14 protein-coding genes and 1 tRNA gene are annotated in these 12,680 nt (G+C 46.3%); 9 read left to right on the top strand and 6 right to left on the bottom strand.

Annotated elements, in window-relative coordinates:
• Positions 1-26 precede the first annotated feature (26 nt).
• The gene (locus tag RMO52_RS07110; protein WP_310412286.1) at positions 27-353 is read right to left on the bottom strand and encodes a 2Fe-2S iron-sulfur cluster-binding protein; all 327 of its coding nucleotides are present in this window, start codon (positions 351-353) and stop codon (positions 27-29) included.
• Between the two features lie 232 nt (positions 354-585).
• On the opposite strand from RMO52_RS07110, the gene cimA reads away from it, so the two are divergent.
• From cimA to petN, 3 genes are all read left to right on the top strand, one after another.
• A complete protein-coding gene (gene cimA / locus RMO52_RS07115) occupies positions 586-2,187 on the top strand; it encodes a citramalate synthase (RefSeq protein ID WP_310412289.1) in 1,602 nt (533 codons plus the stop codon).
• Positions 2,188-2,576: 389 nt separating this feature from the next.
• Entirely contained in the window at positions 2,577-3,479 is a 903-nt protein-coding gene (locus RMO52_RS07120) for a ParA family protein (RefSeq protein WP_309743124.1), read from the top strand.
• Positions 3,480-3,635: 156 nt separating this feature from the next.
• Positions 3,636-3,725: a cytochrome b6-f complex subunit PetN gene (petN, locus tag RMO52_RS07125; RefSeq protein WP_309743126.1), complete on the top strand. Its 90-nt coding sequence runs from the start codon at positions 3,636-3,638 to the stop codon at positions 3,723-3,725.
• 180 nt (positions 3,726-3,905) lie between these two features.
• Here the strand turns inward: petN and RMO52_RS07130 are convergent, their stop codons facing one another.
• Positions 3,906-4,910 carry a MoxR family ATPase gene (locus RMO52_RS07130; RefSeq protein ID WP_310412293.1) on the bottom strand — a complete coding sequence of 335 codons (1,005 nt, stop codon included), beginning with the start codon at positions 4,908-4,910 and terminating at the stop codon, positions 3,906-3,908.
• Between the two features lie 213 nt (positions 4,911-5,123).
• Entirely contained in the window at positions 5,124-6,122 is a 999-nt protein-coding gene (locus tag RMO52_RS07135) for a hypothetical protein (RefSeq protein WP_310412296.1), read from the bottom strand.
• A gap of 273 nt (positions 6,123-6,395) precedes the next feature.
• Between RMO52_RS07135 and RMO52_RS07140 the strand changes: the two genes are divergently transcribed.
• Entirely contained in the window at positions 6,396-7,073 is a 678-nt protein-coding gene (locus tag RMO52_RS07140) for a hypothetical protein (protein ID WP_309743132.1), read from the top strand.
• A gap of 72 nt (positions 7,074-7,145) precedes the next feature.
• Here RMO52_RS07140 and RMO52_RS07145 read toward each other — a convergent pair.
• Positions 7,146-7,218, bottom strand: a tRNA-Arg gene (locus tag RMO52_RS07145).
• A gap of 37 nt (positions 7,219-7,255) precedes the next feature.
• Here RMO52_RS07145 and moaC point away from each other — a divergent pair.
• From moaC to RMO52_RS07160, 3 genes are all read left to right on the top strand, one after another.
• Positions 7,256-7,777: a cyclic pyranopterin monophosphate synthase MoaC gene (moaC, locus tag RMO52_RS07150; RefSeq protein WP_310412301.1), complete on the top strand. Its 522-nt coding sequence runs from the start codon at positions 7,256-7,258 to the stop codon at positions 7,775-7,777.
• Positions 7,778-7,926: 149 nt separating this feature from the next.
• Entirely contained in the window at positions 7,927-8,331 is a 405-nt protein-coding gene (locus RMO52_RS07155) for an NIL domain-containing protein (protein ID WP_309742482.1), read from the top strand.
• Between the two features lie 109 nt (positions 8,332-8,440).
• Entirely contained in the window at positions 8,441-9,058 is a 618-nt protein-coding gene (locus RMO52_RS07160; protein WP_310412304.1) for a chorismate lyase, read from the top strand.
• A gap of 146 nt (positions 9,059-9,204) precedes the next feature.
• On the opposite strand, the gene RMO52_RS07165 is transcribed toward RMO52_RS07160, so the two are convergent.
• Together RMO52_RS07165 and RMO52_RS07170 are read right to left on the bottom strand one after the other, a co-directional pair.
• The gene (locus RMO52_RS07165; RefSeq protein ID WP_310412307.1) at positions 9,205-9,864 is read right to left on the bottom strand and encodes a Uma2 family endonuclease; all 660 of its coding nucleotides are present in this window, start codon (positions 9,862-9,864) and stop codon (positions 9,205-9,207) included.
• 53 nt (positions 9,865-9,917) lie between these two features.
• A complete protein-coding gene (locus RMO52_RS07170) occupies positions 9,918-10,202 on the bottom strand; it encodes a BrnA antitoxin family protein (RefSeq protein WP_310412310.1) in 285 nt (94 codons plus the stop codon).
• A gap of 116 nt (positions 10,203-10,318) precedes the next feature.
• Here RMO52_RS07170 and RMO52_RS07175 point away from each other — a divergent pair, with 116 nt between their 5' ends.
• Both RMO52_RS07175 and RMO52_RS07180 read left to right on the top strand, forming a co-directional pair.
• Entirely contained in the window at positions 10,319-11,476 is a 1,158-nt protein-coding gene (locus RMO52_RS07175; protein ID WP_310412314.1) for a PD-(D/E)XK nuclease family protein, read from the top strand.
• Between the two features lie 127 nt (positions 11,477-11,603).
• A partial coding sequence (locus tag RMO52_RS07180; protein ID WP_310412316.1) for a DNA gyrase subunit A occupies positions 11,604-12,680 on the top strand: 1,077 nt, incomplete at its 3' end.

Genomic DNA, 12,680 nt, shown 5'->3' on the forward strand with positions numbered 1-12,680 from the left:
CAGATGATGAATACACAGGGAGATTACTACCAAGATCGATCGAGTCCCTGTCCCCAAAAAGCAGTAAATTTGCTAACGGTAATATCGCCTAAAACTTTGGTTTGACAAGCAAGGCGGAGGTTTCTCGAAGAGGTGTGGGGCGGAAAACTGCGTCTGGCGATATCTTTCCAATTTGGTGCAGATACATCGCCCTCAATCTGCACCGCACAGGTGCCACAGGTGCCAATTCCCATACAATTCACGAACTTAGCATTACCATTGTAGAGATCTACCCCATTGGCGAGTAATACTTGGCGGAGATTAGCTCCAGTTTCACAGGTGAAGTTTTTTCCTTGGGCGGTGACTTGAGGCATGGGGTAGGGGATAGGGGATAGGGAATAGGGAATAGAGGTTAGAGGGTTTAGAGATCGAGACAGCGGGGAGGGTTTTGGCTGAACGAATCGCACTTAAACTTTTGCTGCATTTTTGGGCGAAATGTTACATTAACGAATAAATTTAAAGCTGATTCTATTTTCACGCAATTTAGTATAGTAGTCACTCCTTCTATTCCCATCTCCCAACTCCCATCTCCTATCTCCCATCTATATGCAGCAAATCCACATCTACGATACGACGCTCCGGGATGGCGCACAACGCGAAGGATTAACTCTGTCGGTGGAGGATAAGCTCAAAATTGCTAGACAATTAGATAAATTGGGCGTACCGTGGATAGAAGGTGGTTGGCCGGGTGCCAATCCTAAAGATGGGGAATTCTTTCGACGGTTGCAGCTAGAGCCGTTGATACAAGCGGAAGTCGTGGCTTTTTGCTCGACGCGTCGCCCTGGCGGATTGGCAGCGGAAGATAAAATGTTAGCGGCGATTCTAGCGGCAGGAAGCAAGTGGGTGACGATTTTTGGTAAATCTTGGGATTTACACGTTATCGAGGGCTTAAAGACCGATCTAGCTGAAAATCTGGCGATGATTCGGGACTCGATCGAGTACCTAATTTCCCAGGGTAGGCGGGTTATTTATGATGCCGAGCATTGGTTTGACGGCTATAAGGCAAACCCAGCATATGCCGTCCAAACACTGCAAACTGCGATCGCGGCTGGTGCGGATTGGCTGGTATTTTGCGACACCAATGGCGGGACAATGCCCCAGGAACTGATGCAAATTGTCAATGAGGTCATCGAGCGCGTCGATCCCAATCGGCAGCTCTTATTTGGCATCCACCCACACAATGACTGCGAGCTAGCGGTAGCCAATGCGATCGCGGCGGTGACTAGTGGCATCACCATGGTACAGGGGACGATTAATGGTTATGGCGAACGCTGTGGCAATGCCAATCTCTGCTCGATAATCCCTAATCTGCAACTCAAGCTCGGCTATTCCTGCTTGACTGATGCCAATCTCATCCGCTTGACGCAGGTGAGTAGATTTGTCAGCGAAGTCGTCAATGTCGCGCCCAATGATTACGCCGCATTTGTCGGTAAGTGCGCCTTCAGCCATAAAGGTGGCATCCACGTCTCCGCCGTCGAACGCAATCCCCTTACTTACGAACATATCGATCCTACCCACATCGGGAACGCTCGCCGGATTGCGATTTCCGAACAGTCGGGATTGAGTAATGTCCTCATCAAAGCTAGCGAAATGGGATTGACACTTACCAAGGAAGATCCACGCACCCGCCAGATTTTAGCCAGACTCAAAGAACTAGAGTATCAAGGCTATCAATTTGAAGGAGCCGAGGCAAGTTTTGAATTATTGATGCGCGAAATACTCGGTCAAACCTCGACGCTGTTTACGATTCAAGGTTTTCAGGTGCATTGTGCGATCGCAACTCAGAACCACCATTCCCTCGCAACCATCAAAATAGCCGTCGATGGTCAAAATATCCTCGAAGTTGCCGAAGGAAATGGCCCCGTATCGGCTCTAGATGCTGCCTTACGCAAAGCATTGAGTAAATTTTATCCAGAACTAACTAAGTGTTATTTAACCGACTATAAGGTGCGGATTATCGACGGTGGGGCGGGGACTTCCGCCGTGACGCGCGTGTTGGTGGAGTCGAGTAATGGGCTACATCGGTGGACGACGATCGGCGTATCTGATAATATCCTTGAAGCTTCTTATCAAGCTGTCGCTCAAGGCATCGAATACGGCTTATTGGTTAAATCTCCTCAAACCTGTAGTTTAGTGGATGTCAAATAATTGAAAGTACTCAACAAAAAATTCCAGCTTTAAAACGTAGTAACCAAGAAACTATTCAGGAGTTTAATCGATCGTGAACAAACAACCAATGATGCCAGATCCATCCGCAGATCGCTGACTTCTTGACAACTTACGGCAAGCTCGACTAAGTTTTGAATAAGTCGATCTGCAAGTAGAAGAAATAGTAGCTAAGTTTGATGAATTGATTCGTCATCAAAAATTGCAGCGCATTAAACAGAAGCAAAAAATGTAGCTCGGTGTAAAATTATATCAACGACAGTAGCCCAAGTCGATCGTCAGGCGATCGAAACCAACTATCATATGTAGCGGTACTTACGGATACTGTCTGCACCTCACACTCAAGTCAGCTATCGCATTTTAAATAAATCATGGGACTAGTTATCGCCACTGTCAATATGAAAGGAGGTGTCGGTAAAACTACCCTCACCGTCAATCTCGCTGCTTGTCTTGCCAAAACGCACGGCAAGCGGGTGCTAGTTATAGATCTAGACACTCAGATTAGTGCGACACTGAGCCTGGTGACACCTCAAGACTTTTCCAAAATTCGCCGTGAAAAAAAGACGATCGCTTATTCGATCGCCAAAGTTCTCAAACCAAATACTCGTTATAAATTTGAGACTAAAGATCTAATTACTCCTGATGTCTGCTGGGTCAAAGGGTTGGATTTATTAGCTGGAGACATCGATATTTATGATGAATTTCTAGTGTCAGAAAAACTGCATCAAGAAACCATCGAAAATCCCAATACAGATTTTATCGATGTTTGGAATGGCTTTGAAGGTTCTTTGATCAAAGATATTCTCGCTTCAGTCATCGATGACTATGATTATATTATTTTAGACTGTGCCCCTGGTTACAATCTTTTGACTAGAAGCGGGATTATGGCTAGCCATTTTTATATCATGCCAGCTCGTCCCGAGCCATTATCGCTGGTCGGGATGCAATTACTAGAGCGCCGAATTGCTAAGCTAAGGGAAACTCATGAAGGCGACAAAAATTGCTTAGAAAGTAGTCTATTGGGGATTGTGTTTATCTTATCTGGCAGTTCGTTATTTGCCCGATATTACGATCGGGTGATGGAACGAGTTACCCAAGATTTTGACGATAGTAAAATATTTCAAACCCGCATTCCCATGGATGTAAACGTGGCGAAAGCGATCGATAGTTTTCAACCCGTCGTAATTGAAAACCCGACATCGGCTGGTTCTAAAGCTTTTATGAAATTGAGCCAGGAGTTATTAACCAAATGTCAACAAATTTCGGGCATTTAAGGGCTTGTCATCAAACAGTGCCCAAGTAATCGGACGGGTGGACACCGCTACATCGCCTAAATTTGTCTTGACGCGCGATCGAGTCGGTTGTTTGTAACTATGCCAGCAAAGGATTATCATAGAATAGAGCATAAAAATATACTTCTACATAAAATCATGGATATCCTTACTTTAGGCTGGGTCTCACTATTAGTCCTGTTTAGTTGGTCGATTTCGATGGTCGTTTGGGGTCGCAACGGTTTCTAAATCAAGCGTTATGTTTGCGCTTAGTTACAAACACTCAACACAAGTCGGCTGTTGCTCCGTTTCTAGATCTCAATCCCCCAACCCCCTTTCCAAGGGGGCTTTAAAAGTCCCCCTTTCCAAGGGGGATTTAGGTGGATTTACCCACTGAAAACGAAGCAATTAGACTTTTCAGACACCCTCTTAAGCAGCAATCAACTGTCGGTAATCTTGTAAAAATTTCTGAATCGCAGGCTCGCGATCGAGTAGAGTGACTAGATTGCCCAATTGACCGCACGAACGCATCAAACCCAGCAAATCCGACACATATAACTGTACCCACTCAGCAGTTGCCACCTGAGTCAGCCAACAAAAAGCATGATAGGCTCGATCGACATCCGCAGTCGCCTGAATAGTTAACCCAATTGTCGTGGCATAACGCGCCGACGGTTCCGTCGGAAAGGAAATGTGCCTCCCCTTCCCTGCCAAAATGGATGCTAAATCTGGCAACATTTGATATGTTAGCAGGAAGGCTTGAAATTCGGCATTAGCTGCCAGTCCGATCGCAGGTGCCAAGTCCAAGCCACTATAGTGGAGGTTACTAGCCATCATCCACGATCGCGGCGAACACCAAGCAGGCTGATGCGGATCGATCTTGTGCAACAAACTCGGGCGAAAAGATAAGAAAGCAATAATCTGCTCGTGAACGCTGTGCCCGAGTGCATAAGCCTTAAAGCTTTCAAAGTCCGGTTCTACTTGCAAGTGCAAGAACCGATTTGCCAGTGGTGCGGGCATATCAAATACCCCGGCTCGATCCTCTTTGCGGTTGCCAGCAGCCCACACAAACCATCCCTCGGGCACCAGATAAGAACCCACTCGGCGATCCAAAATCAATTGCTGTGCCATCCCCTGCATCGCTGGTGGAGCCATATTAATCTCATCGAGAAACAAAATACCGCGTCCTTGCTGGGGTAAAAACTCGGGTGGAAACCACTTGGAAACACCATTTTCGGCAACAGGTAGCCCGCGCAAATCGGTTGGTGCCAACTGACTCAACCGAATATCGATAAATTCGAGCTGATGATTGACAGCGATTTGGGCGACGATACTCGACTTACCAATTCCCGGCGCACCCCAGATCATCGTGCTAATCTTTAAATTGTTGGTGATAATGCGATCGAGATAGGTCTTTAAATCTTCGGGATTCATGGGAGCGCAGGTAGTAAGGTGTGCAAGATGGATGTCTATAATTGCTATGTCACCGAGAAAAACAGGTATGAAGCCTCCTCATTGATGTCGTTGCGGGTTCCCCGCACCGCTGGAAAATCCAACAAAATTATCGATAGATTCAATCCTCTGTCCTTGGTGAATCGCAGACGCTACAAAGGACAGAGGAGAAGTAATAATTAATTATTGAAACCTTCACCATTTCAATAATTTGCGCAACTGTTCGCGGATCTGTGTTGAGGTGCGAGCATTACTAGCAAAGGAGTCATAAATCAACCTGTCTAGTTGGCTCCCTTGACGATGTACCGCCGATATTTGCTGCCACATCCGCTCGATTACCTCGGCTGATGTATTGAGATGTCTGACTACAGCCAGTCGTAATACCTGCCAGTCTGTTGCGGCGAGTTCCGCTAGTTGTGCGGTTGCTGTAGACGGTTGTTTTGCCAGCCACAGCGATTGAGCTGCCGATTCAGTGGGTGCTAAGTGCATCTGGAGCGCCAATCGGGCAGTAATGTGCGGATGTAGGGCAACTAATGTGACGAACATGGGATCGTCAACTCGTCCGTATTTATGCAAAATCTGTTCCAATACCACGATTGGTGTCTGGACATTTTCAGCAACGATCTGCGCGACATTACTACCAATATCGACAATTTGAGCGAGTAAATGCGCTGGTGTCTGAGGATGTGCCGCCACAGCGCGAATCAATTCTCGATCTTGAGCGCGAGATTTGCGGGCGAGGTTTTCGAGTAGCAGGCTAGGAGTATGCGGATTGTAAGCTACTGCCAGCCAGAGACTATAATCCTGCCGCTCCACGGCATACTCCAGGAAGTTAGTCGGAACGCCTTCGCATTGCAGCAAACTGGTTAGTGTCGAGTGCGGGATGTCGGCAACTAAATTTAGTTGTTCTAACTGGAGGAGCTTGAAAACTGGGTTATCGAGCAACACTTCGGGAAAATCAACACCCAATTGCCAGAGGGTGTCTGTCGGAGTGTTCGGATTGCCAGCCACTAGTCGCCGCAGTTCCCAATCTGGTGCTGTGGCAATTTGACTCAATAATTGGGGATTGGTATTTGGGTTAGTGGCAAGCTGCGCTGCCGATCCTGGTGGATCTGTAGTAGGCGGAGTTTTCCCCACTACTCCCTGCTTCATATTTACATTCATGCTCGATTTACCGATCTCTCGCTTACTCACTCATCGCTTAGAGTACCCACGCCACTAGTAAAAGATAGAGGTGTCGATCGAAATTATCCCAGAATCGATCGATTCAACCGAAAATTTGACTCGATGCTCCACAGGAGCGGCTACGCCAACGATTTCAGTATTTTTGCTCAATTAAAGTGTGAAATGTAGCATTTGTTGATGCTCTGGCGATAGACTAGCAGATAATTATGCTACACATCATCTACCTTATCAATCACTCCTAATGCTCCAATTGCATCACATTTTTAGGCGATATAGATTCAAATGATTAGAATTCCCTTCGATCGGTGTGTGATTATCACCACGCTTAACTTTGCGCAGATTGCAGATCGATTAGAAAGTGCGATTTACGACCCGATCTTTTCAGCGCAGCAAAATACCAACTCTCCGCCAACTAAGCAGCGTTATTTCGGGCAAATTCAAGGTTTTAAATTTTTAGCCAATCGTATCATTGGATACAAACATTTTCACTTGCCAGCATTCTTATCGCCGACGATCGAAGGTAAGATCGATAGTCTCCATCATGGCTATGAGATTTCTCTAGTCATCAAGCTCCACAATATGACGGTGGCACTACTCTTGACTTGTCTGGGCGGACTATTTGCCACACTGTCATCAGTACTTGACAATATTTTTGCTGGCATTAGAAACTATCAGTATGTGACGACCGTCCAAGTTATCGCACTCGTCTATGTGGTAGTAATTGCTTACTTCTACTTTGAAGCTTGGCGTGCCACCAAATTTTTTAGGACGCTGTTTGTGAAAAAATTTGTCGGAAATATCGACAGCGGCGTTGTCGATCGAGCCATGTGGCATTCAAATTTCGATCTCAAAGATGTCCGCAAGTCCCGCGCAGTCGGCGATCTCCTGCGAAAAAACTTACCATCATTTCCCACCGATTCATCAACGCCCGATCGTACTGACTATCCCAAAGCTGAGTAATACGCCCAGGTCGCTTCAAAAAATAAGAAGGCACGATTGAACGATCGTGCCTTCTTATTTAGTTTACAGTAGTGGGCAAGGAGGGATTCGAACCCCCGACCTTCCGGTTCGTAGCCGGACGCTCTATCCACTAAACTACTCGCCCCCGCCAGAGAACAATCATAGCACACGTTATCCCAATCATGCAAAACTTTTCTGAAGATGTCCGATCGCCCTTGGATTCTCCACTCACGCATTTGAACGATCGCGGTGAAGCCATGATGGTAGATGTCGCCGACAAAGCTATCACCAAGCGCACAGCCGTCGCCGGGGGACAAGTCCGCATGTCTCTGGGCACCCTAGAAGCGATTCTGGCGGGTAACGCTCCCAAAGGTGATGTTGTGAGCATTTCCAAGATTGCAGGCATCATGGCGGCGAAGCAAACCGCCAATCTGATTCCCTTGTGTCACCCGCTCCCCTTGAGTCAAGTGAGTGTCGAGCTAACACCCGATCGCGAGTTGCCAGGATTTCAAATTCGATCGACTGTCACGATTAAAGCCGAAACTGGCGTAGAAATGGAAGCACTCACCGCAGTCTCGATCGCTGCACTAACCCTATACGATATGGCTAAAGCCCTCGAAAAATCGATGCAAATCGAAAATATTCGCTTGATTAGCAAGACTGGCGGGAAGTCGGATTTTCAGGAACTAGGGAATAGGGAATAGGGAATAGGGAATATGTAAAAGGTAAGAGGTAAGAGGTAAAAGGTAAAATTCGACGTTGCTAATTTAGAGCATAATTATTCGTTTGTTAACTCCCCGTCCCCCCCTCTCCCAACTCCCAATTCCCATCCCCCAACTCCCCTTGTGAAACTGTGAAAAAACGGGTTACTCTTACATTCCCCAAACGGGTGGTTCAGATGCCAGTTGCCTATCGGCTGGCAAAAGACTTTAATATTGCGGCGAATATTTTGCGCGCACAGGTAGCGCCCAACCAAATTGGGAAGCTGGTAGTAGAATTAGCTGGAGATATCGACGAACTCGACGCTGCGATCGATTGGATGCGATCGCAAGGTATCCAGGTTTCGACAGCGAATAAGGAAATCTATGTCGATGAGGAGATCTGCGTCGATTGTGGGTTATGTACGGGCGTATGTCCGACGGAGGCGCTCAATTTAGAACCAGAAACTTTTAAGCTCAACTTTACCCGATCGCGCTGTATCGTTTGCGAACAGTGTATCCCCACTTGTCCGGTGGGCGCAATTTCTACCAATCTGTAGGGGTGCTGGCTGTAACTATTTGGTAGCGGTGGGATGGCTCGATCGTCTGTGTTAAATCGCTAATTCGGTTTATGATATGGGTAAAGAGTATTAAGATTTATAGACAATTTTGATTATTACGACCGATCTAGGCAATGAAGGTGCGATCGCGACTAGCTGGAATGCCCTCCAGCCGATTTGGCAGGGAGGAGCGGAAGTAGTGCGATCTGGGTTGCCACATCAGCAGCTACCGCCAGCATGGCAGATTTTATTGCTGGGTGACGGTTCGCCGACGCGACACTTGCAACTATTGACAGGCGAACCCACAGAGGTAGATGTCATCGATATGTCGGCAATCGGCATGGATGACGATCGTGCCCCCAGTTCGTTGCAGGTAGTCCCAGGGCCGCGAGTTCGCCGTCAAGTCTGGCTGCGAACCGCTTCGGGGCAAAGGCTAGCTTATGCGACTTCCTGGTGGGAAGCCAGACATGTAGATGAGTATCTAGAGAATAAATCTTTGCCAATTTGGGCGAGTTTAGCCAAGCTCCGCACGGAATTGTATCGAGATGTCCAAGGGATCTATTATGGCGATTCGCCAGTGCTGGCGCAGGCTTTTGGGGAAGCTGGGCCATTTTGGGGTCGTCACTATCTGTTCTGGCATCACGGACAACCATTGACGCTGATCTATGAGGTATTTTCGCCCTATCTTCAGCAGTATTTAGGAAAGCTCGATCGCACTGAGGTTTGAGTATAAAATCGGGCAAGCTTCTGCCGCAGAAAAGTTTGCGGATGACTCAGACAAATAAACGATCGGGAGCCATCGACGATCGTTAATTCATCAAATTAGGGTAGGGGTAATTCATGAATTACCCCTACCCTAATTTGATGAATAATTTAGAGAGTATCTGGATCGATTCCTAATTCTCGCAGTTTGGCATCCCGTTTACTTTTCTCGCTCTCCAATTGCTGCTTATCTGCAAGCAGCAGATCCCGCTCGGTAGCGACATTATCGAAAGTTTCAAAAAGTCGTCCGTCGGGATGAGTAATCTGGAAATCGTCCCCAATTAACCGAAAACTAATCCCCAAACGTGGACTAGTCCAATCGCCCATCGATTCAATGCGATCGAGAAAAAAGTCATCACTGCGCTGATAGCCTTTGAGAATCGATCGATCTGGATCGTAGATATAGTATTCTTCCACGCCACACCGCGCGTACATTTGCAACTTCCGCTCCATTTCGCCCTCCTTATTACCTGGAGAGAGAATCTCAAATACCACCTGCGGCGCAAGATTGTCTTCTAGCCACTGCTTGTAAGAACCTCGATCGCCTTTAGGTCTACCAAAGACTACCATCACATCAGGAGCCACGCGGTATTTGGGATTACCTTCGACGGGATACCACAATAAATCCCCCGCCACAAATACCCGCTCATCATCGCGAAACAACCAATCTAGGTTGGTTTTGATGACAGTAATCCACTGAAATTGCTTGGTATTATCTGCTATTGGTTGCCCATCGCTATCTGGATAAACGATCTGGTTAGTAGCTAACATTATAGTTTTGCTCTTTAGTTAATATGCACGATTAAAATTTATGATTGATATATTCAAGTTTGGTGCTGAGTAACGTATTCGCGCAACACGCGATTGATGCTAGTTTGATAACCCTCATCTTGTGGATGATTATTCTTAAACCAGTCTAAAAGATCGGCATCTAAACGTAGTGTGATCTGCTGTTTGATTGGGCGATAAAACACTCCCCGCTGGGCACCGCTCCAATTATGCACTTTGGGTAAATCATCAGTGTTAATTTCAGTTTCTGGCAAATCAGCTAAAGCATCAATCTCAGCCTGGATCTCTAATGGTACCGGATTAGAATGTTTCTTCTTCATAGGCTTTTCGACTTATGTAACTACTAATATGTAGCTACATATGCCTCTTGTCAAGAGAATTGAGTCAAACATTAGTTTTGTGGGTACTCTAATGTTGACGATCGCTTTGAAAAATTGTGACTTTATCCATAGAACAGATAGCCGATCTCTTTGCTGGCTTAGAAAAGTTGCCGAAGGCAGTAAATCGGGAGCCGACGTTTATGGAAATTGCAGGCTATCCACATTTCGAGAATGTCTGTAGCAATATCCTCGCGTTTTACTTGCAGCCTAGCAATAATCATGGCTTTGGCACACTATTCTTAGATGTTCTAGCAGCACTCGTTGATGAAGAAATAGAAATTGACGGGCAGGGTATTGATGTAAGGCGTGAAGAACTTACTGGGAATGGAAAACGTATCGATCTAGTGATTGAATCAGATAACTATGTTTTTGGGATAGAGAACAAGATCTTTGCTGGTTTGTATAGTCCTTTTAGTGATTATTCAAATCATCTCGAATCAATGAGTAACGGTCGCCCAGTTTACAAAATACTATTGTCTTTACGTTCCGTACAGTCATCGCCTCAATTATATGGTTTTTATCCTATCAGCTACGAAATCTTATTTCAGAAAGTATTAACTAATGTTGGTTTATGTTTCTTGACTTCACATGAACCTCATACAACGTTCTTGAGAGACTTCATTAAAACTATTCAAAATCTACAACAAACAACTGCTATGGATCTGCAAAGATTAGAATACTTTCGGAGCAACCAACAAAGTATTTCCGCTTTACTTGAGGAAGTAGACGGATTTCGCAAGGACATGCGAATGAAAATACAGCAGTTGAAAGAGGTCGTTGAGTTAGAGGGTATTGCTTATCCCGTCCAATCAGGTTTATGGAGATCGTCAAAGGATTTGATAGATGTTATCTGGTACACAGTTAAAATAAATGAATCATTGCTGTGGATACAGTTTGATATTTATCTAACACCAGCAGGTTGGAAGATTCACTTCTGGAATCGAAAAGGCAGTCGCAAGCAAGTTGAACAATGGCTTCAAAGTCAAAAAATTGAATTCGTTGAAACAAATGCTGGGAATATTTGGAGACTTGTTTACAGTGGCACCGAGAATAACAAGTCATATGCAGCAGAGCTAGAAGACGTAAGAAGATGGACACTTGATATGTTTGACAGACTAACAACAACTACATCTACCGTCGATCGATCCACCGACCTGAATATCAATTTCAGAACATCGAGTTCTGCGGTTACTGAGGTTGCTCCGTTGAATTGACTCGAAACCCCGATCGCCTATAAATAACAAGCCTTCTAGCCCTCATGCCGAGCCACACGTACCCCCCTAAATGTGATAAAATTGAACTAATGAGTTAGTACAATTATCAAGCTGGACGGAGCAATTCATGACTACTTCCCAAGAGCGAATCGTCCCTACAGATCTAAGACTTGAGATGTCTCGCTCTTACCTGGAATACGCCATGAGCGTAATCGTAGGGCGGGCACTTCCCGATGCCAGAGACGGTTTGAAACCAGTCCACCGCCGTATCCTGTATGCGATGCACGAATTGGGTTTGACAGCCGACAGGCCCTTCAGAAAGTGCGCGCGGGTAGTCGGGGAAGTCCTCGGTAAATACCATCCTCACGGTGATACCGCAGTGTATGACGCGCTGGTGCGGATGGCGCAAGATTTTTCGATGCGAAATCCGTTGATTAACGGACACGGTAACTTTGGTTCGGTGGATAACGATCCGCCAGCGGCGATGCGGTATACCGAGTGTCGTTTGCAAGCTTTGACGATGGATGCTGTCTTACGAGACATCGAGGCGGAGACAGTAGACTTTGCGGATAACTTCGACGGTTCGCAACAGGAACCGACTGTTATGCCAGCGCGGATTCCGCAGCTATTACTCAATGGCTCGTCGGGAATTGCGGTGGGGATGGCAACGAATATTCCGCCTCATAATTTAGGCGAATTGATCGATGGGGTGGTGGCACTAATTCATAATCCGGAGATTACGGATATGGAATTGATGCAGTACATTCCAGGGCCGGATTTTCCTACGGGAGCGCAGATTTTAGGGACGACGCCGATTAAGGAAGCTTATGCTACTGGACGCGGATCGATCGTGATGCGCGGGGTGGCAAATATTGAAACATTAGAATATAAAGGCAGACCCGATCGCGAAGCGATTATTATTACGGAATTGCCGTTCCAGACAAATAAGGCAGCCTTGATCGAACGGATCGCCGAAATGGTTAACGACCATAAGTTAGACGGGATTTCCGATATTCGGGATGAGAGCGATCGCGATGGGATGCGGATCGTGATCGAACTCAAGCGGGACGCTTATCCCCGCGTGGTGCTGAATAATCTTTACAAACAAACGCCAATCCAAAGTAACTTTGGTTGCAACATGTTGGCGCTGGTAAACGGCGAACCCCAATTACTCAGCCTCAAAAAATTCCTGACCGTTTTCCTC

Source organism: Chamaesiphon sp. OTE_8_metabat_110, from assembly GCF_031382685.1.
GTDB lineage: Bacteria > Cyanobacteriota > Cyanobacteriia > Cyanobacteriales > Chamaesiphonaceae > Chamaesiphon.